22 protein-coding genes are annotated in these 20,248 nt (G+C 72.9%); 15 read left to right on the top strand and 7 right to left on the bottom strand.

Annotated features, from left to right (window positions below; all coding sequences use genetic code 11):
• The first annotated feature begins 103 nt into the window (after window positions 1–103).
• The 5 genes from MFF61_RS10160 to MFF61_RS10140 all read left to right on the top strand — a co-directional run bounded on the left by MFF61_RS10160 (window position 104) and on the right by MFF61_RS10140 (window position 5,978).
• Window positions 104–1,018 (top strand): manganese catalase family protein, encoded by a 915-nt coding sequence (locus MFF61_RS10160; protein WP_238234986.1) that lies wholly within the window; start codon window positions 104–106, stop codon window positions 1,016–1,018.
• A 111-nt stretch (window positions 1,019–1,129) separates the two neighbouring features.
• Window positions 1,130–2,224 (top strand): molybdopterin-binding protein, encoded by a 1,095-nt coding sequence (locus MFF61_RS10155; protein ID WP_238235173.1) that lies wholly within the window; start codon window positions 1,130–1,132, stop codon window positions 2,222–2,224.
• Window positions 2,221–4,200 carry a molybdopterin biosynthesis protein gene (locus tag MFF61_RS10150; protein WP_238234985.1) on the top strand — a complete coding sequence of 660 codons (1,980 nt, stop codon included), beginning with the start codon at window positions 2,221–2,223 and terminating at the stop codon, window positions 4,198–4,200. Before MFF61_RS10155 ends, MFF61_RS10150 begins: the two co-directional genes overlap by 4 nt.
• Before the next feature lies 1 nt (window position 4,201).
• On the top strand, window positions 4,202–4,741 hold the full coding sequence (mobB, locus tag MFF61_RS10145; RefSeq protein WP_238234984.1) for a molybdopterin-guanine dinucleotide biosynthesis protein B: 540 nt from the start codon (window positions 4,202–4,204) through the stop codon (window positions 4,739–4,741).
• Complete coding sequence (locus MFF61_RS10140) at window positions 4,725–5,978, top strand: molybdopterin molybdotransferase MoeA (RefSeq protein WP_238234983.1); 1,254 nt, start codon at window positions 4,725–4,727, stop codon at window positions 5,976–5,978. Before mobB ends, MFF61_RS10140 begins: the two co-directional genes overlap by 17 nt.
• Before the next feature lie 47 nt (window positions 5,979–6,025).
• Here the strand turns inward: MFF61_RS10140 and MFF61_RS10135 are convergent, their stop codons facing one another.
• Entirely contained in the window at window positions 6,026–6,949 is a 924-nt protein-coding gene (locus MFF61_RS10135; RefSeq protein ID WP_238234982.1) for an MBL fold metallo-hydrolase, read from the bottom strand.
• 172 nt (window positions 6,950–7,121) lie between these two features.
• Here MFF61_RS10135 and MFF61_RS10130 point away from each other — a divergent pair, with 172 nt between their 5' ends.
• Window positions 7,122–7,547: a DUF4332 domain-containing protein gene (locus tag MFF61_RS10130; protein ID WP_238234981.1), complete on the top strand. Its 426-nt coding sequence runs from the start codon at window positions 7,122–7,124 to the stop codon at window positions 7,545–7,547.
• A 26-nt stretch (window positions 7,548–7,573) separates the two neighbouring features.
• Here the strand turns inward: MFF61_RS10130 and MFF61_RS10125 are convergent, their stop codons facing one another.
• Together MFF61_RS10125 and MFF61_RS10120 are read right to left on the bottom strand one after the other, a co-directional pair.
• Window positions 7,574–8,542, bottom strand: coding sequence for a DUF2865 domain-containing protein (locus MFF61_RS10125; RefSeq protein ID WP_238234980.1), 969 nt, complete (start codon window positions 8,540–8,542; stop codon window positions 7,574–7,576).
• 187 nt (window positions 8,543–8,729) lie between these two features.
• A complete protein-coding gene (locus tag MFF61_RS10120; RefSeq protein WP_238234979.1) occupies window positions 8,730–8,924 on the bottom strand; it encodes a hypothetical protein in 195 nt (64 codons plus the stop codon).
• 199 nt (window positions 8,925–9,123) lie between these two features.
• Between MFF61_RS10120 and MFF61_RS10115 the strand changes: the two genes are divergently transcribed.
• The gene (locus MFF61_RS10115) at window positions 9,124–9,300 is read left to right on the top strand and encodes a DUF1328 domain-containing protein (protein WP_238234978.1); all 177 of its coding nucleotides are present in this window, start codon (window positions 9,124–9,126) and stop codon (window positions 9,298–9,300) included.
• A gap of 135 nt (window positions 9,301–9,435) precedes the next feature.
• Here MFF61_RS10115 and MFF61_RS10110 read toward each other — a convergent pair whose 3' ends face one another.
• Entirely contained in the window at window positions 9,436–9,657 is a 222-nt protein-coding gene (locus MFF61_RS10110; protein WP_238234977.1) for a NepR family anti-sigma factor, read from the bottom strand.
• A 204-nt stretch (window positions 9,658–9,861) separates the two neighbouring features.
• Between MFF61_RS10110 and MFF61_RS10105 the strand changes: the two genes are divergently transcribed.
• The 3 genes from MFF61_RS10105 to MFF61_RS10095 all read left to right on the top strand — a co-directional run bounded on the left by MFF61_RS10105 (window position 9,862) and on the right by MFF61_RS10095 (window position 11,784).
• On the top strand, window positions 9,862–10,665 hold the full coding sequence (locus tag MFF61_RS10105; protein WP_238234976.1) for a response regulator: 804 nt from the start codon (window positions 9,862–9,864) through the stop codon (window positions 10,663–10,665).
• A gap of 368 nt (window positions 10,666–11,033) precedes the next feature.
• Window positions 11,034–11,555: a hypothetical protein gene (locus MFF61_RS10100; RefSeq protein ID WP_238234975.1), complete on the top strand. Its 522-nt coding sequence runs from the start codon at window positions 11,034–11,036 to the stop codon at window positions 11,553–11,555.
• Window positions 11,556–11,583: 28 nt separating this feature from the next.
• Entirely contained in the window at window positions 11,584–11,784 is a 201-nt protein-coding gene (locus MFF61_RS10095; RefSeq protein WP_238234974.1) for a hypothetical protein, read from the top strand.
• A 246-nt stretch (window positions 11,785–12,030) separates the two neighbouring features.
• Here the strand turns inward: MFF61_RS10095 and MFF61_RS10090 are convergent, their stop codons facing one another.
• Window positions 12,031–12,225, bottom strand: a complete 195-nt coding sequence (locus tag MFF61_RS10090; protein WP_238234973.1) for a con-10 family general stress protein — start codon at window positions 12,223–12,225, stop codon at window positions 12,031–12,033.
• A 195-nt stretch (window positions 12,226–12,420) separates the two neighbouring features.
• On the opposite strand from MFF61_RS10090, the gene MFF61_RS10085 reads away from it, so the two are divergent.
• From MFF61_RS10085 to MFF61_RS10065, 5 genes are all read left to right on the top strand, one after another.
• The gene (locus tag MFF61_RS10085) at window positions 12,421–12,624 is read left to right on the top strand and encodes a hypothetical protein (RefSeq protein WP_238234972.1); all 204 of its coding nucleotides are present in this window, start codon (window positions 12,421–12,423) and stop codon (window positions 12,622–12,624) included.
• 76 nt (window positions 12,625–12,700) lie between these two features.
• Window positions 12,701–15,565, top strand: coding sequence for an ABC transporter transmembrane domain-containing protein (locus MFF61_RS10080; protein ID WP_238234971.1), 2,865 nt, complete (start codon window positions 12,701–12,703; stop codon window positions 15,563–15,565).
• Window positions 15,566–15,645: 80 nt separating this feature from the next.
• Window positions 15,646–16,671, top strand: coding sequence for a DUF6662 family protein (locus tag MFF61_RS10075; protein ID WP_238234970.1), 1,026 nt, complete (start codon window positions 15,646–15,648; stop codon window positions 16,669–16,671).
• Between the two features lie 83 nt (window positions 16,672–16,754).
• A complete protein-coding gene (locus tag MFF61_RS10070) occupies window positions 16,755–17,204 on the top strand; it encodes a Crp/Fnr family transcriptional regulator (RefSeq protein ID WP_238234969.1) in 450 nt (149 codons plus the stop codon).
• A 167-nt stretch (window positions 17,205–17,371) separates the two neighbouring features.
• The gene (locus tag MFF61_RS10065; protein ID WP_238234968.1) at window positions 17,372–18,136 is read left to right on the top strand and encodes an SDR family NAD(P)-dependent oxidoreductase; all 765 of its coding nucleotides are present in this window, start codon (window positions 17,372–17,374) and stop codon (window positions 18,134–18,136) included.
• A 21-nt stretch (window positions 18,137–18,157) separates the two neighbouring features.
• On the opposite strand, the gene MFF61_RS10060 is transcribed toward MFF61_RS10065, so the two are convergent.
• Both MFF61_RS10060 and MFF61_RS10055 read right to left on the bottom strand, forming a co-directional pair.
• Entirely contained in the window at window positions 18,158–19,450 is a 1,293-nt protein-coding gene (locus tag MFF61_RS10060; RefSeq protein WP_238234967.1) for a pilus assembly protein TadG-related protein, read from the bottom strand.
• 341 nt (window positions 19,451–19,791) lie between these two features.
• Complete coding sequence (locus tag MFF61_RS10055) at window positions 19,792–20,235, bottom strand: VOC family protein (RefSeq protein ID WP_238234965.1); 444 nt, start codon at window positions 20,233–20,235, stop codon at window positions 19,792–19,794.
• Window positions 20,236–20,248: the final 13 nt, after the last annotated feature.

Here is a 20,248-nt window from a genome sequence, read left to right as displayed (position 1 = left end):
CGCGCGCGAGAGGGTCGCGGCCCCGAGACTCAGCCGCGAGGGAACCGGGCGCGCCGACATTCGTAGCCCCGGGGGAGCAGCTTGCTCCCTCGGAGATCCGCTCATGTTCATGCGCATCGACCGCCTCCAGGCCGCCTTGCCCGAGCCCAAGAAGCCGGACCCCAACGCGGCCGCCGCCCTGCAGGAATTGCTCGGCGGCAAGTACGGCGAGATGTCGACGCTCGGAAACTACATGTTCCAGAGCTTCAATTTCCGCAACAAGTCGAAGCTGCGGCCCTTCTACAGCCTCGTGTCGAGCATCTTCGCCGAGGAACTCGGCCACGTCGAACTCGTCTCGACCGGCGTGGCGCTGCTGAACAACGGCCCGGGCGACCCGACGCCGGACGTCGACGTGTCGAAGGCGCCGTTCGAGGACATGAAGGACATCCGACTCGCCGGCAGCTTCTTCAGCAACGGCGGCGGCGCGATGCCGATGAACTCCAACGCGGCGTCGTGGAACATGGACATGGTCACGACGACCGGGAACATCATCATCGACCTGCTGCACAACTTCCACCTCGAATGCGGCGCGCGGCTGCACAAGCTGCGGGTCTACGAATCGCTGACGGCGCCGACCGGCCGCGAGGTGTGCGGCTATCTCCTGGTGCGCGGCTCGGTGCACGCCCACGCCTACGCGCTTGCGCTCAAGAAGATCACCGGCGTCGAGATCGAGAAGATGCTACCGACGCCCAACATCGATCTCAGCCGCATCCCCGAGTGCCAGAAGTACCTCGACGAGGGCAGCCACCGCCGGCTCTACCGCTTCAGCCCGCAGGATTACGCCGAGTCGGCCGGCGTCTGGTCCAACGACGAGGTGGCGCTGCCGGGCGATCCGCCGGGCAGCCTCGAAGTGGTGGACGGCCTGCCCGAGGGTGGCAAGATCCCGGAACTCGACGGCAATTACGGCGCCTTCGCGCCGAACTACGCGCCCGAGGAGATCTTCGAGATCGCGAGCAAGCTCTACAAGAAGAGCCGCTGAGGCGGTGCGCCCGCGGCCGGGATAACTCCCGGCCGCCCGGGCTTGATCGCCGGCCGGCGATGCCGCATCCGGGGCGCGCCGGTGCCCCATGACCAGTCCCGCCCGCCCTCGATGACGCCTCGCCTCGCCTCCGCGACGCTGATGCCGCTCGCCGACGCGCTGGCGCGCCTCGCATGGCCGCCGGTCCCGGCGCGCGCCGTTCCCGTCGCGGAGGCGGTCGGGGCGGTCGCGGCCGCGGACGTTCTGGCGCCACATCCCCTGCCGCGCGGGCGCACGGCCCTGCGCGACGGCTTCGCCGTGCGTGCCGCCGACGTGACCGGCGCCTCGCCCTACGCGCCGGTGCCGCTCCCGGCTCCCCCGGACTGGGTCGAGGCCGGAGCGGCCCTGCCGCCGGGCACCGACACCGTGCTGCCGCCGGAGGCCCTGGCCGGGGACGAGGCGGTGGCGGATGCGCCGGCCGGGGAGGGCACCCGCGCGGCGGGGGCCGATGTTGCGGCGGGGGCGCTTGTTGCGGCGGGCGAACGGGTCTCGGCCCTGCACGCCGCCGGCCTCGCTCTGGCGGGGGTGGCCACGCTGGCGGTGCGCTCCCCCCGCCTCGCCCTTCTCGTCACGGGCGAGACGGCGCCCGACGCGCTCTCGCCCCTCGTCGCCGCGCTCCTCGCCCGCGAGGGCGCGCGGGTCTGCGCCACGATCCCGGTTCCGGACGACCCGGCGGCGATCGCGGCCGGGATCGCCGCCGCGCAGGCGGATGCCGTGCTGGTGCTGGGCGGAACCGGCTTCGGGCGGGGCGACCGCAGCGCGGAAGGCCTCGCCCGGGCGGGCTCGCTCGCGGCCCACGGCATCGGCCTGCGGCCGGGCGAGACCGCCGGGTTCGGCGAGGCCGGCGGCCGGCCGGTGCTGCTGCTGCCCGGCCGGCCGGACGCCATGCTGGCCGCGACCCTGGCGCTCGCACGGCCGCTGGCGGCGGCGCTGGCCGGGCGGCGGGCGGAAGCCGGCACCGTGCGGCTGCCGCTTCTGCGCAAGCTCTCCTCGGTGATCGGGCTGTCCGAGATCGTCTTCCTGCGCCGCCAGGACCAGGGCGTCCTGCCGCTCGGCGGGGCCGAGATCCCGCTCCACAGCCTGCTGCGGGCGGACGGCGCCGTGCTGGTGCCGCCCGACATTGAGGGGTATGCCGGGGGCACGATGATCGAGATGCTGCCGTTGTGAGCGACGCTCCGCCCGCCGACGATTTCGCCGCCCGCCTCGCCCGGGCCGCGCGCCAGGAGCAGTTCCTGAGCGTGGCCTCGCGGGAGGAGGCGCTGGCGCGCTTCCGGGCGGCGGTGCCGCACGCGGCCCTGGAGGCGGAGGAGGTGGCGCTGGCCGAAGCGCTCGGCCGGGTGCTCGCCGCCGACGTCGTCTCGCCGATCGACGTGCCGCCCTTCGACCGTGCCCTGGTGGACGGGTTCGCGGTGCGCGCCGCCGACACCGAGGGGGCGAGCGACGCCGCGCCGCGCCGGCTCGCGCTCAACCGGGAGATCCTGGCCTGCGGCGTCGCCCCCCGTCTCGCGGTGGCGCCCGGCAGCGCGACGCCGATCGCCACCGGGGGCGTGATGCCCCGCGGGGCCGACGCGGTGGTGATGGTCGAGGCGACCGAGTTCGTGGAGGGCACGCAGCCCGCCGTCGAGGTCGCCCGGGCCGCCGGCCCGGGCCAGTTCGTCGGCTATGCGGGGGCCGACATGGCCCGCGGCGAGACGGTGCTGCGCCGCGGCACCCTGGTCACGGCGCGCGAGATCGGCATGCTTGCCGCCTGCGGCCTGGCGAGGATCGCCGTGGTGCGCCGGCCGCGGGTCGCCGTGCTCTCGACGGGGGACGAACTCGCCGCCCCCGGCGCGCCGCTCCCGCCGGCCGCGATCTACGATTCCAACGGGGCGATCGTGGCTGCTGCCGTCGCCGAGAACGGCGGCGTGGCGCTGCCCCGCGGCATCGTGCGGGACGACGAGGCGGCGCTCGATGCCGCGCTGCGGGCGGCGCTCGCGGAGAGCGACGTGGTGGTGCTGTCGGGGGGCACCTCGAAGGGGGCCGGCGACGTCTCGCACCGCATCCTGTCGCGGCTGGGACCGCCCGGCATCCTCGTGCACGGGGTGGCGCTCAAGCCCGGCAAGCCGCTCTGCCTCGCCGCCGTGGGGACGAAGGCCGTGGTGGTGCTGCCGGGCTTCCCGACCTCGGCGATGTTCACCTTCCACGACGCGGTGGTGCCGCTGATCCGCGCCCTGGCCGGGCTGCCGCCGCGCGAGGAGAGCCGGGTCGAGGCGCTCCTGCCCCAGCGCCTCGCCTCCGAACTCGGCCGCACCGAGTTCGTGATGGCCTCCCTGGCCGAGAGCCGCCGGGGCCTCGTGGCGCTGCCGCTGCCCAAGGGCTCGGGCAGCGTCACGGCCTTCTCGCAGGCGGACGGCTTCTTCGCGGTGCCGGCAGCGCGGGCCGGGATCGAGGCCGGCGAGAGCGTGGCGGTGACGCGGCTCGGCGCCGGCGTCCGTCCACCGGACCTCACGCTGGTGGGGAGCCACTGCCTCGGCCTCGACCGGCTGGTGGGGCGGCTCGCCGAGCGGGGGGTGCGGGCGCGCACCATCTGGGTCGGCTCGGCGGGCGGCCTCGCGGCGCTCAAGCGGGGCGAGTGCGACGTGGCGAGCCTGCACCTGCTCGACCCCAGGACCGGGCGCTACAACGAGCCCTACCTCACGCCCGGGCTCGCGCTGGCGCCCGGCTGGCGCCGCCTGCAGGGCGTGGTCTTCCGCGAGGGCGATCCGCGCTTCGCGGGCGGGCGGGCCGAGGAGGCGGTGCGGCGCGCGCTCGCCGACCCGCAGACCGTGATGGTCAACCGCAACACCGGCGCCGGCACCCGGGCGCTGATCGAGGAACTGCTCGGCGGCGCCAAGCCTCCCGGCTACTGGAACCAGCCGCGCTCGCACAACGCCGTGGCGGCGGCGGTGGCGCAGGGACGGGCCGACTGGGGCGTGGCCATCGCGACGGTGGCCCGCGCCTACGGGCTCGGCTTCCTGCCGCTCTCGGAGGAGCATTACGACTTCGCCTACGCGGCGGAGAACCGGGACCGGCCGGCGCTCGCTGCCTTCCTGGCGCTGCTGGCCGCCCCCGAGACGGCCGCCGACCTGCACGATCTCGGCTTCGCGCCGGCCGCGAGGGGATGAGATGCGCGTGATCGGCCTCGCCGGCTGGAGCGGCGCCGGCAAGACGACCCTGCTGGGACGCCTGATCCCGGCGCTCACCGGCCAGGGCCTGCGGGTCGCGACGCTCAAGCACGCCCACCACGCCTTCGACGTCGACCAGCCGGGCAAGGATTCCTACCGCCACCGGGAGGCGGGGGCGAGCGAGGTGATCGTCTCGTCGAGCCGCCGCTGGGTGCAGATCCACGAGGTCGGGGAGGGGGCGGAGGCGACGCTGCCCGAACTGCTGGCGCGGCTCACGCCGTGCGACCTCGTGCTAGTCGAGGGCTTCAAGCGCGAGGCGCATCCCAAGCTCGAAGTCTTCCGCGCCGCCAACGGCCGCCCGCCGCTCCACCCGGAGGATCCCCGCATCGTCGCGGTGGCGAGCGACCGGCCCTTTCCCGAGGCCCGGGTGCCGGTTCTGCCCCTCGACGACGTGGCGGCGATCGCCGCGGCGGTGCGGGCACGGGCGGAGCCGCTGCGCACGGTGATCGACAGGCTCGAAGGTCATGGCGCAACTCTCTGACGATTGCTTCGCCTTCGGCGGGCCGCTCCTCTCGGTGGAGGCGGCCGCCTCCCTGATCGCCGAGCGGGTGCCGGTGATCGCCGGCAGCGAGACGGTGCCGCTGTGGCGGGCCGATGGGCGCATCGCCGCCGAGACGGTGCACGCGCGGCGCGATCTGCCGCCCTTCGCCAATTCCGCGGTGGACGGCTACGCGGTGCGCTTCGCGGACCTCTCCGCCGCGGGCGAGACGCTGCTGCCGGTGCGCGGGCGCCTGGCCGCCGGGGGCTCGCCCGCGGGCCTCTCCGCGGTGGGCGCGGCCGTGCGGATCTTCACCGGTGCGCCGATGCCGGCCGAGGCCGATACGGTGTTCATGCAGGAGGACGTGCGGATCGAGGGCGACCGCGTCGGCCTGCCCGCCGGCCTGAAGCGCGGCGCCAACAGCCGCCCGGCGGGCGAGGACATCGCGCAGGGCGCCGTGGTGATCGAAGCGGGCCGGCGCCTCACCCCCCCCGATCTCGCGCTCGCGGCCGCGACCGGGCATGCCGGGATCGCGGTGCGGCGCCGCCTGCGGGTCGCGGTGTTCTCGACCGGCGACGAACTCGCCGAGCCGGGCGCCCCCCTCGGGCCGGGCGCGATCCACGATTCGAACCGCGTGCTCCTCGCGACCCTGCTCGCGCGGCTCGGCGCGGAGGTGGCGGATCTCGGCATCCTGCGGGACGACCCCGCGGCGTTGCGCGGCCGGCTGAGCGAGGCGGCGCGGGCGCACGACCTGATCCTGACCTCGGGCGGCGTCTCGACGGGCGAGGAGGACCACGTCAAGGCGGCGGTCGAGGCGGTGGGGCGCCTCGTGCTCTGGCGCCTCGCGATCAAGCCCGGCCGGCCGGTGGCGATGGGGCTGATCGGATCGACGCCGGTGGTGGGCCTGCCGGGCAACCCGGTCGCCGTCTACGTCACGCTGCTCGTCGTGGTGCGCCCGCTGCTCGCGCGCCTCGCGGGCGAGGCGTTCAGCCCGCCGCTGCCGCAGCCGGCCCGCGCCGCCTTCCGCTACCGCAAGAAGACGGGCCGGCGCGAATACGTCCGGGTGTCCTTGCGCCGTGCACCGGACGGCACGGTCGAGGCCGTGAAGTTTCCCCGCGACGGAGCCGGTGTCCTGACCTCGCTCACCGGCAGCGACGGCCTCGCCGAACTGCCGGAGGACGCGACCGGCGTCGAGGAGGGGCAGACGGTCGCGGTCTTCCTGCACCCGCTGCTGTGGTGAGGCGGTAGCGACGCCGGTTCCCGACGTCCCGGGATCGCCTCTCCCGCTCAGACCGGCCGATACTCGCCCTCCAGCGAGGGCTCCCCGTCCGTCGTCGCCCGGCCGCGCGCCACGAGGTCCTCGAGATGGGCGTAGACCGAGAGGCCGGCCGCCCCCGTCAGGGCCGGGTCGAGGCCGCGGTAGATCGCCGCCACCAGCGCCGGGATGGTGCGCTCGCCCGCGCCGAGCCGGTCGAGGATCGCCGCCTCGCGGGCGCGGCGATGATGGGCGAGCGCCCGCACGAAGCGCTGCGGGTCGCGCACGGGGCCGCCGTGGCCGGGCCAGTAGACGGTTTCGGCCCGGCCCTTCAGCCGGTCGAGCGAGGCCATGTAGGGTCCCATCGCCCCGTCCGGCGGCGCCACGATGCTGGTGGACCACGCCATGACGTGGTCGCCCGAAAAGAGCGCCTGCTCCTGGGCGAGCGCGAAGGCGAGGTGGTTCATTGTGTGGCCCGGCGTCTCCAGGGCGGTCAGGGTCCAGCCCGGACCGTCCACGGTGTCGCCCTCGCGCATCTCCCGGTCGGGCCGGTGGTCCCGGTCGCCCGCGGCGTCGAGGCGGTTCTGCTCGCCGCTGTGCAGGGCGCGGGCGGCGCGGTGGGGGCCGCAGCCCAGGATCGGCGCCCCCGTGGCGGCCTGCAGGCTGCGGGCCCCCGGGGAATGGTCGCGATGGGTGTGGGTGACGAGGATCGCCGCCACGGTCTCGCCGTCGAGGGCGGCGCGCAACGCCTCCGCATGGGCGGGCAGGTCCGGCCCCGGATCGATCACCGCCACCCGGCCACGGCCGACGATGTACGTGCAGGTGCCGCTCTGCGTGAACGGCCCGGGATTGGGGCAGACGAGGCGGCGGACCAGGGGGGAGACGGTGTCCGCACGGCCGCTCGGCGGCGCGTCGCGGGTGAAGGCGGGCGCCTCCGCGGCGTCGGGCTGGCTCAACCGATGGGCTCCTCTGGGCTGGCGGCGGCTTCTCTGGGCTGGCGGCGCCTTCGGGTTAGTGCGGTTTCCCCCGCAGGGGAAGCAGCTTCCGCCACCGTCCTTCCGAACTGGACCGTCGGCGCGGGCCAAGCTAGGCTGCTGCACGTCGGCATGGTTCCGCAGAGGACGGGTCATGGCCTACCCGATCGACTCCATCGGCATCGGCCCGGTTCTGGCGGACCGGCTGCGCGATGCGGGCATCACCACCACGGACGAGTTCCTCGACCGGGCCGGAGACGCCGCGGCGCGGCGGGGCCTCGCGGCGGCGGTCCGCATCGACCCGGCGGTGCTGCTGGCCTGGGCCGGGCGGTGCGACCTGTTCCGCATCCACGGGCTGGGGCGGGCACGGGCGGAACTGCTGGAGGCGGCCGGCCTGCGCACGGTGGCGGATCTCGCGGCCTGGACGCCCGACCGGCTCGCCGCGCGCCTCGCGGAGATCAACGGCGGCGGCGCCTACTGCGCGGTGACGCCCGGGCTGCGCACCGTCGCCGACTGGATCACCCAGGCCGGCCTTCTCGCCCCTCGCGTGCGCTGCGGCCCGGAGCCGGTCGAGGCCTGAAGCGTGCCACCGTCGGCGCGCGAGGCTCAGCGGAACGGCGAGGGGACGACCACGCGCACGGGCGGGAACGAGGCATCTGTCGCCAGCACGGCAAACCCGCTATGCGCGGCGACGCGGATCGGCCGCTGCTCGGCCCGCGCGGTGCGCAGAGTCTGGCGAAACACCGCGAGAACCCGCTCGCGCCGGCTGACGTCGAGGACCCGGTCGAGGTCGCGGCGGGCCTCCGCCGACAGGTTGGGGGCGCGGCGGAAATCCATGAAGGCCGGACCGGTGAACACCGCGGCGCTGCGGCGGGTGGCCACGGCATCGCCCACCCGCAGGGTCCGATCCTGGCTGATCGGCAGGGCAGCGGCCACCAGGGCGCCGCCGGGCCGGCAGGAGCAGCCCGCGACGGTCCGGGTGCGGTACAGGTAGGCGCCCGGCAGGCGGTCGTAGGGGATGCCGGACAGGCTCACGGCCCGGTCGAGTTCCTGGCCCGCCCGCAGGGTGAGCAGGGCCGTCGGTGCACCCGGACAGGCCGCGGCACAGGCCGCCTCGTGGTGCTGCACCTCCTGCCGCGCGTCCTGCGACGCCCTGTGCTGCCCGTCGCGGTTCGCGAGCGGAAACAGGTAGCCGTCGCAGGTGCGCACGCAGATCGTGCGGTCGCCGACTTGGAGCGCGGCGGTCTGGACCCGTGCCGCCCGCACCTGCGCCACCGTGCGCCGCGGAGTCTGCGGCCCGCGCAGCGCGGCAGGGCGGGGGCCGGCGCGCGCGACCGTCGCCGCCTGGGGCGGCCTCGTCCGTTTGGCTCCGACACGCGGCGCGACCTCGGCACGCGGCGCGGGCTGCGCCAAGCCCAGCGCGCGCGCCATGCCGGAGAACAGCACGTCGAGGACGCCGGCATCGTCGGCGGCCCGCACGAGGCCGGTCCCGCCCACGACGCCGCCGAGACCGATGGCGATGCCGAGCAGCACGGTGCGCAGCAAGGCCCGGACGGGTGTGGGTTGGCTCGTCATGGCGGCTCCGCTGGGGACGGCTCCCAGCTACGCCCCCGGGCGGGTGCGGATCAATCGCGGCGGATCACGCAGGCCCGCCTGTGCCGCACAACGAAAAAGGGCGGCGCCCGGCCGCCCTTCACCGCTCGTCTTCGCTCGTGGTCCTGCCCTCCGTCGCGGGACCCTGCCCGCCGTCGCGGGCCGGTGATCAGCGTCGGCCGCGGCGCGCCCGCACGGGGATCGGCACCGGCCTGGGCGCCGGACGCAGGGACAGGCCCGCCGCCGCCAGAGCAATCGCCAGCGGGATGAGCGCGAAGGTCGAGGATCCGACCGCGAGGAGCCCGGCCATCAGGAGCCCGGCCATGAGAGCGAGGGCGGCCAGCAGCACAACGGATCGGTTCATCGAAAAGCCTCCATCCATGCACGGGAGCAACGTGCGTCGCGAAACACCGGTTCCGGCGCGTCGCCGCGTCCCTCTCCGACAGATGGGGATTGTCCCGCCGTTCGTCGCTGCGACAAAGCGGAACCGGACCGCAGGCTTGACGTTTTACCGGTCAAGATCGGCCGCGGGCCGATGACTTGATCACAGAGAGGTTCGCGCCATGCTCGGTTGGGCCGTTACTTTCCTCGTCGTGGCCCTGGTGGCCGCGCTGTTCGGTTTCGGCGGCATTGCCGGAACGGCCGTGGAAGCCGCGAAGATCATCTTCTTCGTCGCCGTGGTCCTGTTCGCGATCTCGGCCATCGTCGGCCTGCTGCGCGGGCGCTCGCCCACGCTCTGACCGGGGTCTCTCCCGCGGCGCGGGCGGCTCAAGGGGCGTTCTGCGGCCCCTGCGCCGCCCTTGCGCCGGAGGGCATTCCGCCGCCGGAGGACCGCCCGAGGCCGATCGGGCCGCGCGATGCGGCCTCCCCGCCGGTCAGGAATCGGCGGGCGGCGCCTTGGTGGCGCGGTCGAGATTGGCGATCAGGTCGACGAAGCGCTCCGGGATCGGCTGCTGCATCAATTCGTCGTAGAGCGCCCGCAGATGGGAGCCGATGCGACCCTGGGTGGTACGGTCGAGGCCGGGCTGATCGGGTCCGCCGGCCGGCCCGCGGTCCACGGGCGTCGGCGTGCCCTGACTCCCCTTGCAGTCGATCATGCAATTCCCCTTCGCCCTGTCCTCGACAAGCAGGCAAGGCGATGCCAATGCGCCCGTTGGCCGGGTCGCGCGCTTGGGCCGACAACGCGTTGGCGCGGGGTCGGTTCCACGCGCGCCCGGAACGAACGGACAGGCGCAGCGTTGAGGGACCAAGACCTTCGCCCGCGCGACAACGCGCGCCAGGGGAACTGCAAGGGGAACTGAATGTCGACAGCACAACTCGTCGTGCAGCACCTGCCGTACCTGCGCCGCTACGCGCGTGCGCTCACCGGTAGCCAGGTGGCCGGCGATGCCTACGTGGCCGCGACGCTCGAGACGCTGGTCAACGAGCCCGAGACCCTCGGCCGCAGCGCCAACGTCAAGGCGGATCTGTTCAGGGTCTTCACCCGGATCTGGAATTCCCTCTCGGTGAACGGCCAGAGCGACCAAGTCCAGCACGATCTGCCCGCTGAGGTGCGCCTCGGCCAGATCACGCCGCTGCCGCGTCAGGCCTTCCTGCTCTCCTGCCTCGAAGGCTTTTCGGAGGAGGACGCCGCCTCGATCCTCGGCGTCGACGTGTCGGAGGTGCGCGCCCTCGTGGACGAGGCCGGCCGCGAACTCGCCGCCGACATGGCGACCGAGATCCTGATCATCGAGGACGAGCCGCTGATCGCGATGGACCTCGAAGCCCTGGTGGAGGGCCTGGGCCACAACGTCACCGGCGTGGCGCGCACCCGCACGGAGGCGATCAAGCTCGCCGAGACCAAGCGGCCGGGCCTCATCCTGGCGGACATCCAGCTCGCGGACGGCAGCTCGGGCCTCGATGCGGTCAACGACCTGCTCAAGACCTTCGAGGTGCCGGTGATCTTCATCACCGCCTATCCGGAACGCTTCCTCACTGGCGAGCGCCCGGAGCCGGCCTTCCTGATCGCCAAGCCGTTCCAGCCCGCCAACGTCTCTGCGGTGATCAGCCAGGCGCTGTTCTTCCAGCAGAGCGCGCGCCGCCGCGAGGCGAAGGCGCCCGCCTAACGTTCAGCCGTCGGGGCTCTCCGCCAACACCATCAGTCACGAAGAAACGGGCCGGATGCGAATCCGGCCCGTTTTAAGTTTCCGGCCAATGCACAAGGGGAATGCGGGGAGGACCAGGTGGCCGGGTTATTCACTCAACGTCCCCCTGCCCGAAACGGTTCCAGCCGACGCGTTTTTTCCGACACCTGTTGCGCGGCCGCCGCACGGGGCGTGCGCCAGCGCACCCCGCACGGGTCAACGAAGCGTTACCGCGACCACTCGAAACGTCGCCCGAAACTGTGCCGTTCTCGCACGGCGGCACGGAACGACTTGGCCCTTCCCGGCGTTGATAGATCGACGTGTCAAGCTTCGCAGCGGGGACCACGCGTATGCTTCGCGCTCAGCTCTTCTTCGGCATCACCGTACCGTCCGCGTTGCTTGCGTTGATCGCCCAGCCCCTGGTCGAGCATTCGATCGAGGCGATGGCGCGGCCCGCCCAGAGCAGCGCTCAACTTGTCAAGGGCGACCGGCTCGCGGCGCGCCTGCCCGCCAGGGCGCCGGTGACGCCGGTGGCCGTCGAGATCACCGGTCTCGACGCCGCGAAGGTGACCCTGCGCAATGCCGCGGGCGACATCGTCTACCAGGCCGATTCGACCACCAACACGACCTGGGTGGCGCGCGACACCGCGGTGCCGCACGTCACGCTGCGCGCGCGCGACGGCGCGCCGGTGGTCGAGCGCAAGCCGACGCCCCCTCAGCCGCCCGCGACCGAGATCGGGACCCGCCAGCGCATGCCCGAGGGCTGCGAGGGATCGATCAGCGGACTGGCCGGCCAGGAGGCCAGGCGGCTGCGGCCCAGCCGCTGTCTCGCCGAAGCCGCGCCCGTCGTGCCGGCACCCACCGCGGGCTGAGGACGCCTCATGATTCCGGAGGACGATGATGCTGGGATATCGTGAGCACGAGGACCCGACGCCGCCGCCCGCTCCCGAGCGGATCCGTCACGAGGTCGCCACCTCCCTGTCGGAGAACGAGCGACTGGAGCGGCTGCTGGCAGGCTTGACGGTGACGCGCCCCTCGGACGATGCGATCTGCAGTGCGCTCGTGAAGCGCCAGCTCATCATGACCGCCCGCGCGGCCTGAACCGCGCGAGACCCTGTGCTCATGCGAAGACGGGCGCCTCGCGGCGCCCGTTCCGTTTTGTGCGGCAGATCTGACGATGACGAGCAGCGGTGCGCCTGAGCCGAGCGAGCTCAGTCACGGCTGAGCGAACGCGAAATCACGGCCAAGTGAACGAGCGTCCAGCGGGCGCGCTGCCGAAGAGACGAGCCCGAGCGGACGCGCCTCGACGCCGCGACCCGGAGCCGGGTCGCGGCGCCGCGGCTGCGATCATTCCTCGCTTGAGCGGCCAGAGCCCGACGCCTGGCCGCCCTTACGGCCGGCGGACGAGGCCAGTTCGCGGTCCTGCGAGAAGGAGCGCTTCTCGGCCGGCACGCTGCGACCGCCCTTGCTGGCGATCTCGCGCTGCCGCTCCAAGTCCATCGAGGCGAAGCCTCGCTTCGAGGTCGAATTTCCGGTTGCCATGATCGTCTCCTTGGCCGGTGTCCTCTGTGCTCTCAACCTTCAGCGCTATTGATGGTTCCTGGGGATGGGGCGCCGGGGCCGGAACCGGGCGGGCCGGGTGACGTTCGGTCGAAGCCGGCCCGGAGAGCGGCCGGTCCCAGAGCCGTCCCGCCCGTCCGCGAAGATCCGGATCGGGCCGAACCGGAGCCGCCGCCGATGACCAACCGGGACATGATCAAGCCGGAAGCCGCCGCCCGGCCCGGCACCGCACCGGCCCCGAACTGCGACGCTTCGCCGCCGGTGCCCGCCCCCGAGGACAGCCCCCGGCCGATCGCCGCGCAGGAGCCCGAGGATTCGCCGCATCCCCAGCCGCCCTTCGTCACGCAGCGGGCCGGCGGCCTGACCACGCGTAAGGATTAGCGGCCGAACGCCCTCGGACCGGTTTCCAGGCCCGCCGCCGCGCTCTAGACAGGAGCTGAACGAACGGGCGCGGGCGATGGCGGGGGCGAGAGCGGCAGCAGGCGACGCGACAGCGCGGCAGGGTGCTGCCGATCTCGCGGCCAGCGACCCGGAGGCGGCGGATGCCGCGGGCGGCCTCGACCGCAGCCTCTTCCGCTACATCTGGCGGCATTCCAAGCGCGACCAGATCCTGATCTGCGGGGTGGTCCTGGCCTCGCTGCCGCTCTACTTCGCCTCCCTCGACCTGCCGCGGCGCATCGTCAACGAGGCGATCCAGGGCCATGCCTTCGAGCACGGCAACCCCACCGCCAAGTTCCTCGTCCTGCGCCTGCAGACACCCGACTGGTTCGGCGGCGAGTGGCCGCTCTTCGACGGCTTCGACGTCGACCGGTTCGAACTCCTGTTCGGCCTCTCGTCGATGTTCCTGGCCCTGGTGCTGATCAACGGCGCCTTCAAGTATTGGATCAACGTGGCCAAGGGGGCGCTCGGCGAGCGCATGCTGCGGCGCCTGCGCTTCCAGCTGTTCGCCCTGATCCTGCGCTTCTCGCCGGAATCGGTACGCCAGTCGAAGGCGTCCGAACTCGCCACCATCATCCGCGACGAGGTGGAGCCGGTCGGCGGCTTCATCGGCGACGCCTACATCCTGCCGGCCTTCCTGGGCTCGCAGGCCGCCACCGCAATGGCCTTCATCCTGATCCAGAACGTCTGGCTCGGGCTGATGGCGGCGGGCGTGGTCGGGGTGCAGATCGTCGTCATCCCGCGCCTGCGCCGCGAGCTGCTGCGGCTCGGCCGCAAGCGCCAGCTCGCCTCGCGCCGCCTCGCCGGACGGGTCGGCGAGGTGGTGGACGGGATCGAGGCGGTGCACGCCAACGGCGCCGAACCGTGGGAGCGGGCCGAGATCGGCCAGCGCCTCTACGGCCTGTTCGACCTGCGCCTGCGCATCTACCGGCGCAAGTTCATGGTCAAGTTCCTGAACAACCTGCTCGCGCAGATGACGCCGTTCCTGTTCTACTGCATCGGCGGCTATTTCGCGCTCAAGGGCCAGCTCAGCATCGGCCAGCTGGTGGCGGTGATCGCGGCCTATCGCGACCTGCCCCCGCCCCTGAAGGAGCTGATCGACTGGGACCAGCAGCGGCTCGACGTGCAGGTCAAGTACGAGCAGGTGGTGCAGCAATTCCTGCCCGAGCGCCTGCTCGCCGTGGATGCGAGCGGCCGGGACGAGCCTCTGGCGGGCACGCTCGCGGTGGAGGACGTCTGGGTGCGCGAGGCCCACGGCCCCCTGATCGAGGGCGCGAATCTGTCGCTGCCCCTGCCGGTCCGGCTCGGCATCGTGAGCGACGGCAGCCCCTCGGCGAGCGCGCTCGCGCGCGTGCTGGCGCACCGGATCGTGCCGGCCCGCGGGCGCGTGACCGTCGGGGGGCACGACCTCGGCGAATGGGCGCCGCCGGCGCTGGCGCGCCGGATCGCCTACGCGAGCGTCGAGCCCGTGCTGTTCCCCGGCTCGCTGCGCGACAACATCGTCTACGGGCTCCTGCGCCCGCCGGACCCGGAGGCCGTCCCGTCCTCGCCCGAGGAGCGGCGGCGCCTCGCCGAGGCCCGGCGCACCGGCAACCCGCTCCAGAGCCTCGGCGGCGACTGGATCGACTACCGGCAGGCGGGCGTCGCGGACGCGATCGCCCTCGACGGCCTGATCCTCGACTGGCTGCGCCGGATCGGCATGGGCGAGGAGGTCTACCGCTTCGGCCTCCTGGGGCTGGTGGATCCGGCCCGCCACCCCGACCTCGCCGGGCGGCTGATCGAGGCGCGGGCGGCGCTGCGCGCGCGGCTCGAAGCGGACGGCATGGCGCATCTCGTCGAGCCCTTCGACAAGACCCGCTACAACCGCCAGGCGACGGTGGGCGAGAACCTCCTGTTCGGCGTGCCGACCACGCCGAGCCTGATCGGGCGGGCGCTGGCCGAGCACCCGGTGGTGCGCCGCGTGCTCGACCGCCGCGGCCTCACCCCCGCGCTCGTCACCATGGGCGAGCGCATCGCCGAGACCATGCTGGAGATCTTCCAGGGCCTGCCGATGGGCCACCCGCTGTTCGAGCAGTTCTCGTTCCTCTCGGCGGACGAGCTGCCGGAATACGAGGCGATCCTCGCGCGGCGCAGCGCCACCGTCGCCTCCGCGGAAGCGCACCACCATTCCTGGCTCACCCGCACCCGCCGCCGCTGGCTCGGGCTCGAACGCTACAGCCGGGCGGACGCGGCGCGCCTGATCGCGCTGCCGCTCGCCTATATCGAGCCCCGCCACCGCCTCGGCCTCCTCAACGACGATCTGCGCGAGGCGATCGTGGCGGCCCGCGCGGCCCTGCACGAGGCCCTCGACGCGGCGGGCGAGGGAGGCGTCGACTTCTACGAGCCCGACTCGGTCTGCCTCGCGGCGCCGCTGCGCGACAACCTGCTGTTCGGCCGCATCAACCACTCCTCGGCCGATGCCGCGCGCCTCGTGACCGCGGCGATCACCGCCACCATCGCGGCGATGGACCTGACCGACGCGGTGGCGCGCGTCGGCCTCGACCATCAGGTCGGCCCCTCCGGGCGCTTCCTGTCGGGCGGGCAGCGGGCCAGCGTCAGCCTCGTGCGCGCCCTGGTGCGGCAGCCCGACCTCCTCGTCCTCGACGGCGCCCTCTCGCCGATGGGCGAGACCCGGGCGCGGGCCGTGCTCGATCTCCTGCTCGACCGGTTCGGCCGGACGGCGAGTCTCGTGGTCGTGCTGCCGAACGAGCGGGTGGCGCACCTGTTCGACAGCGTGCTGGAGGCGAAGGGCACGAGCTTCGCGCAGCCCGCGGCGGGGGACGCGAACGCCACACCGGCCCGGCAAGTCGCGCCGGCAGGGGACGAGGCTCACCTCGACCGTTGAGCCTGCGGCGGCACGCGCTATGACGGTTGTGCGGAGCTCAACCAGATCATCCGCGCGTATCCGGAGCGTTCTCGCCAATCATGCCCCGATCAAGACCAGTCTCCGGGCCGGCTTCCCGCCTCGCCCGGGCCGCCGCGCTGATGCTGTTCGCCAGCGCCGTCGCGGCAACGCCAACCCGGGCCGCGCCGGGAGGCGGGCCAGCGGGCGGGCAAGGGAACGGCCGACAGAGCGGCCAACAGAGCGGTGAAGGGAACGGCCAACAGAACGGACAGAAGAACCAGCAGGAGCAGGTCGACACCGAGCACCTGTTCGGCTTCTCGGAGGGCGCCGAGACGGGGCAGAAGGGCGAGCAGGAGGTGGTGCTCGACACGGTGACGCGGATCGGCAAGCGGCGCGCCGGGCCCGGCCCGTCGACCTACCGGGTGCTCGACACCAAGCTCGGCTATCAGTTCGATCCCACGGACGGCTTCAGCATCGAACTCGGCGCCTTCGGCGACCTGCGCCGGGTGCGCACCATCGCCGATCTCGACGACAAGGCGTTCGGCACCTTCGACGGCGTCTCGGTGGAGCTGAAGTACCAGTTCCTGCACGCTTCGGCGGAGCAGCCGGTCGGCCTCGCGCTGGAGCTGCGCCCCCGCTTCGCCCGGGTGCTGCCGGTCGAGGGCAACGGCGCGAACGTGTTCGACATGGAGAGCGTGCTCCAGCTCGACGTCCAGGTGGTGCCCGGCCGGCTCTGGTACGGCGCGAATGTCAGCTTCGAGCCGGCGGCCGGGCGGCGGCGCGGATCGGGCGGGGCGGGATTCAGGTCCTCGACCTTCCTGGTCTCCCAATCCCTCGTCGGGCGCATCGCCGAGAACACCTTCCTGGGGCCCGAGATTCGCTACCTGCGCGGCTATGACGGCACCTTCCTCAACCAACTGGAGAGTGTGGCGCTCACCCTCGGCCCGGCGCTCCACCACCGCTTCACCGAGAAGACATGGCTGACGCTGGCCTATGCGGGGCAGGTCTGGGGCCGGGACACGGACCGGGCCTACGCCCGGCGCGCCCTCGGCCTCTCGCAGTTCGAGCGCCACGCCCTGCGGGTGAAGGTCGGCGTGGAGTTCTGACGCACCGGCCCGGACGGGGCTGGCGCCGGGCGCGGGCCTGCGGCAGTCTCTCGCGGAGCCGGATCGCGGCCGGGATGTGAGGCATGACGCTCGAGACCGAGGTGCAGTCGCTGCGGCAGGTGCCGATGTTCCGGGAGATCGACCCGCCCCGGCTGAAACTGCTCGCCTTCACGAGCGAGCGCGTCCATTTCGCGCCCGACCAGAAGTTCTTCGACCAGGGCGATGCGGCGGACGCAGCCTACCTGATCCTCGACGGCGAGGCGGCGGTGACGATCGAGGGGCCGGGCGGGGCGACGATCCGCCTCGCGCTGCTCGGCGCCAACGCCCTCGTCGGCGAGATGGGCATCCTCGCCGACCAGCCCCGCTCCGCCACCGTGACGGCGGTGCAGGCGACCACGGCCTTGCGCATCGACCGCCGGGTCTTCCTCGAACTCCTCACCCAATTCCCGCAGATCGCCATCGCGGTGATGCGCGAACTCGCCCACCGCCTCGAGATGACGAACCAGCAGCTCGCGCAGCGGCGCGCGGTCTGATCCGTCATCCGCCCGATCGCGGCGGATGGCGTATCGGCGAGCCCGCGCGGCGAAGCCCCGGCGGCGCACGCGTGAGGAAAGCCCGGATCCGCCGTCCCGAAGGGATCGACGGATCCGGCCGGCGCATCTGATATGTGGGCGTCACGGACATAACCGGGGGGTACGCCATGGATCTCGCAGCCGGCCTGAGGGGCCGCCACGTCCTCGTGACCGGGGCGTCGAGCGGCCTGGGCGATCATTTCGCGCGCCTGTGCGCCCGCTGCGGCGCCGCCGTCACGGTTGCGGCCCGGCGCAAGGAGCGGCTCGACGCCCTGGTGGCGGCCCTGCGCGAGGCGGGTGCGCCCGAGGCCCGCGCGCTCGCCCTCGACGTGGCGGACGCGGACTCGGTGGCGGGCGCCTTCGCGGACCTCGCCGGCGCGCTGCCGGACGTGGTGGTGAACAATGCCGGCATCGCCGAGGGGGGCGCGGCCCTCGACACCGACCTCGACACCTTCGACCGGGTGATCGCCACCAACCTGCGCGGCGTCTGGGCGATGTCGACGGCGGCCGCCCGGGCGTGGCGGGCGGCCGGGCGCGGCGGCACCATCGTCAACGTGGCCTCGATCCTCGGCCTGCGGGTGACCGGTGGGGTCGGCCCCTACACGGTCTCGAAGGCCGGGGTCGTGCAGATGACGCAGGCGCTCGGCCTGGAATGGGCGCGCCACGGCATCCGCGTCAACGCGCTCGCCCCGGGCTACGTCGGCACCGACATCAACCGCGACTTCTTCGAGAGCCCGCCGGGGCAGGCGATGATCAAGCGCATCCCGATGCGCCGCCTCGGCCGGCCGGAGGATCTCGACGGCGCCTTCCTGCTGCTCGCGGGCGACGCCTCGGGCTGGATGACCGGGGCGACGATCCCGGTGGACGGCGGACACCTCGTCTCGGGGCTGTGAGGAGAGGGCGGCGCACCGCCCTCACTGCGTCAGGCGGGTCTGGGCCAGGGCCTTGTCGAACAGCTTGTTGAGCGCCGTGGTGATATCGCCGCCGACCTGCACCTCGGTGTAGAGGTCGGGCGAGGCGCAGGCCGCCATGCGGGTGCCGATCGTCGGCTGGAACGGGGAGATCCACTTCCGGTACCAGTCGTTGTTGATCGGCCGGTAGGTCGTGTAGAGCACCGCCACCTTGATGCCGCGGTCCCTGAGCAGCTTGCAGGTCGATTCCTTGATCGGCTCCTGGCAGCGTGTCTTGCCCGATAGCTTCTTCGAGCAGGTGTAGGGGGTGTTGGCGTCCGCGACGCCGTCCGAGACGAAGAAGACCACCTTCAGCGGGCTGTTCTCGGTCGAGCCGTCGCCCGGGTTCTGGATCTTGTCGGACAGCTTGGCGAAGCTGCCGTCGAAATCGGTGCACTGATCGTCGTAATAGCCCTGATACGGAATCGTCATCAGGTCGATGTTCTTGGCCTTTTTCTTGTTGGCGGAGTGATCGCCGCTGAGGCCGGCGATCTCGGTCAGGCCGAGCTTGGTGCAGTCGACACCGGGCGTGTAGATCGCCGAGCGGAACTGCTTCTTCACCATGGACTTCTCGTCCATGCGGTCCATCAGGCTCATCGCCGCATTGCGGACGAAGTCGATGCGCATCTGCACGCCGAGCGACTTGGCCTTGCCGTAGAGGTCGTTGCCGTTGCTCGACAGGTCGTGGCAGGCGAAGGCGCAGCCGGTGGCGTTCTCCATCTTGGTGATGTCGGCCTGGGTCGCCGCGAGGCCCATCGACGGCGAGTTGTCGAGCAGCAGGTAGAAGTCCCGGTAGACCGGCGCCGGCGACTGCGCCTTCGCGACCCCCTCCAGCGACAGCGCCCTGAAGCCGAGGAGGCTCATGAGCGAGGTCGGCGTCACGGCCGTGAAGCGGATCTCCGCGGAGCGCACGCCGTCCTTGTCCTTGACGTCGGCCTTGACGCCGACGCTGTGGGCGGCGTGGGCGCTGCCGGCCGCGGCGAGAAAGTAGCGTTCGGCGGCGGCGCGGGCCTCCTCGGTGTTGAGCGTCAAGCCGCTGCGCGTGACGACGGACAGGACGGCCGCATCGGCCGCCGCATTGAGTTCGGCATTCGCCTTGGTCGAGGCGCTGTAATCGATCCCCATGCAGATCACGAGGAGCAGCGGCAGGAGGAAGAGGCCCATCATGATGGCGACGGCGCCGGACGCATCGTGCCCCAACGATGCCGCGCGGCCGCACAGGCGCTGCGCGCCGGCCCGAAGAATGCGCAGATCCATGACCCTGATCTCGTCCTGCCGTCATGCCTTCCACCGCCGGCGCTTCACGCCGCGGTCGGACAGTTTTGCGCGCGGCTGCATTGCAGAAGGCTTAAACTGATCCGGGAAAGCCTGCGGCTGGACTGGGATTCGGCTGCAGATCGATGCGGCGAACGAAAGAATTATGCCCTACGGGAAATGCTGCCGCGGGTCGCCGGATCGCTGAATTGAGCAACGGACGGCTCTGCCAGGACCAGTCGTCCGCACGGGCTCGCGGGCGCGCCGCCTCATCACCGCGCATCCAGGCCCGGCGCTGCCGCAAAGGACGCCCCGTGCTGTGGCCGATCGAGGTGATCCTGTCCTTACGGCACCGGGTAGGTGATGAATTCCATCAACGAGCCGTCGGGATCGCGAAAATAGACGCTGATCCCGGGACCGGCGGCCCCGGTGCGGGGCACGGGGCCGAGTTCGACCGGCACACCGTGGCGCTCCAGATGCGCGATGGCCTCCTCGATCGGCCCCGACCAGCGGAAGCAGAGATCGCTGCCGCCCGGCATCACCGGCAGCCGGGCGCGCGGCTCGCCGATCTGGCCGGGTCCGTGGACGTTGAGCTGCACGCCGCCGAAGCGGTAGGCGAAGCCCCGGCCCACCGGCACCGGCTCGGCCCCGAGGACGTCGCGGTAGAAGGCGGTGGCCCGCTCCCAGTCCGAGACGTGGATGACGCAATGGTCGAGGTGGATCGCCGGGCGCAGGGCCGTGTCGGGCAGCGCCTCGGCGAGGTCGGGCAGCGGCGCGGGATCGGGCATCGCGGGGTCGGGT

The sequence above is a fragment of the Methylobacterium isbiliense genome, assembly GCF_022179325.1.
Lineage (GTDB): Bacteria > Pseudomonadota > Alphaproteobacteria > Rhizobiales > Beijerinckiaceae > Methylobacterium > Methylobacterium isbiliense.
This window is presented reverse-complemented; position numbering and strand designations above follow the sequence as displayed.

What these genes read in the sequence shown, in the direction of transcription:
- MFF61_RS10160 (WP_238234986.1), top strand. Translation starts at nt 104, where the DNA reads ATGTTCATGCGCATCGACCGCCTCCAGGCCGCCTTGCCCGAGCCCAAG.
- MFF61_RS10155 (WP_238235173.1), top strand. Translation starts at nt 1,130, where the DNA reads ATGACGCCTCGCCTCGCCTCCGCGACGCTGATGCCGCTCGCCGACGCG.
- mobB (WP_238234984.1), top strand. Translation starts at nt 4,202, where the DNA reads ATGCGCGTGATCGGCCTCGCCGGCTGGAGCGGCGCCGGCAAGACGACC.
- MFF61_RS10140 (WP_238234983.1), top strand. Translation starts at nt 4,725, where the DNA reads ATGGCGCAACTCTCTGACGATTGCTTCGCCTTCGGCGGGCCGCTCCTC.
- MFF61_RS10130 (WP_238234981.1), top strand. Translation starts at nt 7,122, where the DNA reads ATGGCCTACCCGATCGACTCCATCGGCATCGGCCCGGTTCTGGCGGAC.
- MFF61_RS10125 (WP_238234980.1), bottom strand. Translation starts at nt 8,542, where the DNA reads ATGACGAGCCAACCCACACCCGTCCGGGCCTTGCTGCGCACCGTGCTG.
- MFF61_RS10120 (WP_238234979.1), bottom strand. Translation starts at nt 8,924, where the DNA reads ATGAACCGATCCGTTGTGCTGCTGGCCGCCCTCGCTCTCATGGCCGGG.
- MFF61_RS10115 (WP_238234978.1), top strand. Translation starts at nt 9,124, where the DNA reads ATGCTCGGTTGGGCCGTTACTTTCCTCGTCGTGGCCCTGGTGGCCGCG.
- MFF61_RS10110 (WP_238234977.1), bottom strand. Translation starts at nt 9,657, where the DNA reads ATGATCGACTGCAAGGGGAGTCAGGGCACGCCGACGCCCGTGGACCGC.
- MFF61_RS10105 (WP_238234976.1), top strand. Translation starts at nt 9,862, where the DNA reads ATGTCGACAGCACAACTCGTCGTGCAGCACCTGCCGTACCTGCGCCGC.
- MFF61_RS10100 (WP_238234975.1), top strand. Translation starts at nt 11,034, where the DNA reads ATGCTTCGCGCTCAGCTCTTCTTCGGCATCACCGTACCGTCCGCGTTG.
- MFF61_RS10095 (WP_238234974.1), top strand. Translation starts at nt 11,584, where the DNA reads ATGCTGGGATATCGTGAGCACGAGGACCCGACGCCGCCGCCCGCTCCC.
- MFF61_RS10090 (WP_238234973.1), bottom strand. Translation starts at nt 12,225, where the DNA reads ATGGCAACCGGAAATTCGACCTCGAAGCGAGGCTTCGCCTCGATGGAC.
- MFF61_RS10085 (WP_238234972.1), top strand. Translation starts at nt 12,421, where the DNA reads ATGACCAACCGGGACATGATCAAGCCGGAAGCCGCCGCCCGGCCCGGC.
- MFF61_RS10080 (WP_238234971.1), top strand. Translation starts at nt 12,701, where the DNA reads ATGGCGGGGGCGAGAGCGGCAGCAGGCGACGCGACAGCGCGGCAGGGT.
- MFF61_RS10075 (WP_238234970.1), top strand. Translation starts at nt 15,646, where the DNA reads ATGCCCCGATCAAGACCAGTCTCCGGGCCGGCTTCCCGCCTCGCCCGG.
- MFF61_RS10070 (WP_238234969.1), top strand. Translation starts at nt 16,755, where the DNA reads ATGACGCTCGAGACCGAGGTGCAGTCGCTGCGGCAGGTGCCGATGTTC.
- MFF61_RS10065 (WP_238234968.1), top strand. Translation starts at nt 17,372, where the DNA reads ATGGATCTCGCAGCCGGCCTGAGGGGCCGCCACGTCCTCGTGACCGGG.
- MFF61_RS10060 (WP_238234967.1), bottom strand. Translation starts at nt 19,450, where the DNA reads ATGGATCTGCGCATTCTTCGGGCCGGCGCGCAGCGCCTGTGCGGCCGC.
- MFF61_RS10055 (WP_238234965.1), bottom strand. Translation starts at nt 20,235, where the DNA reads ATGCCCGATCCCGCGCCGCTGCCCGACCTCGCCGAGGCGCTGCCCGAC.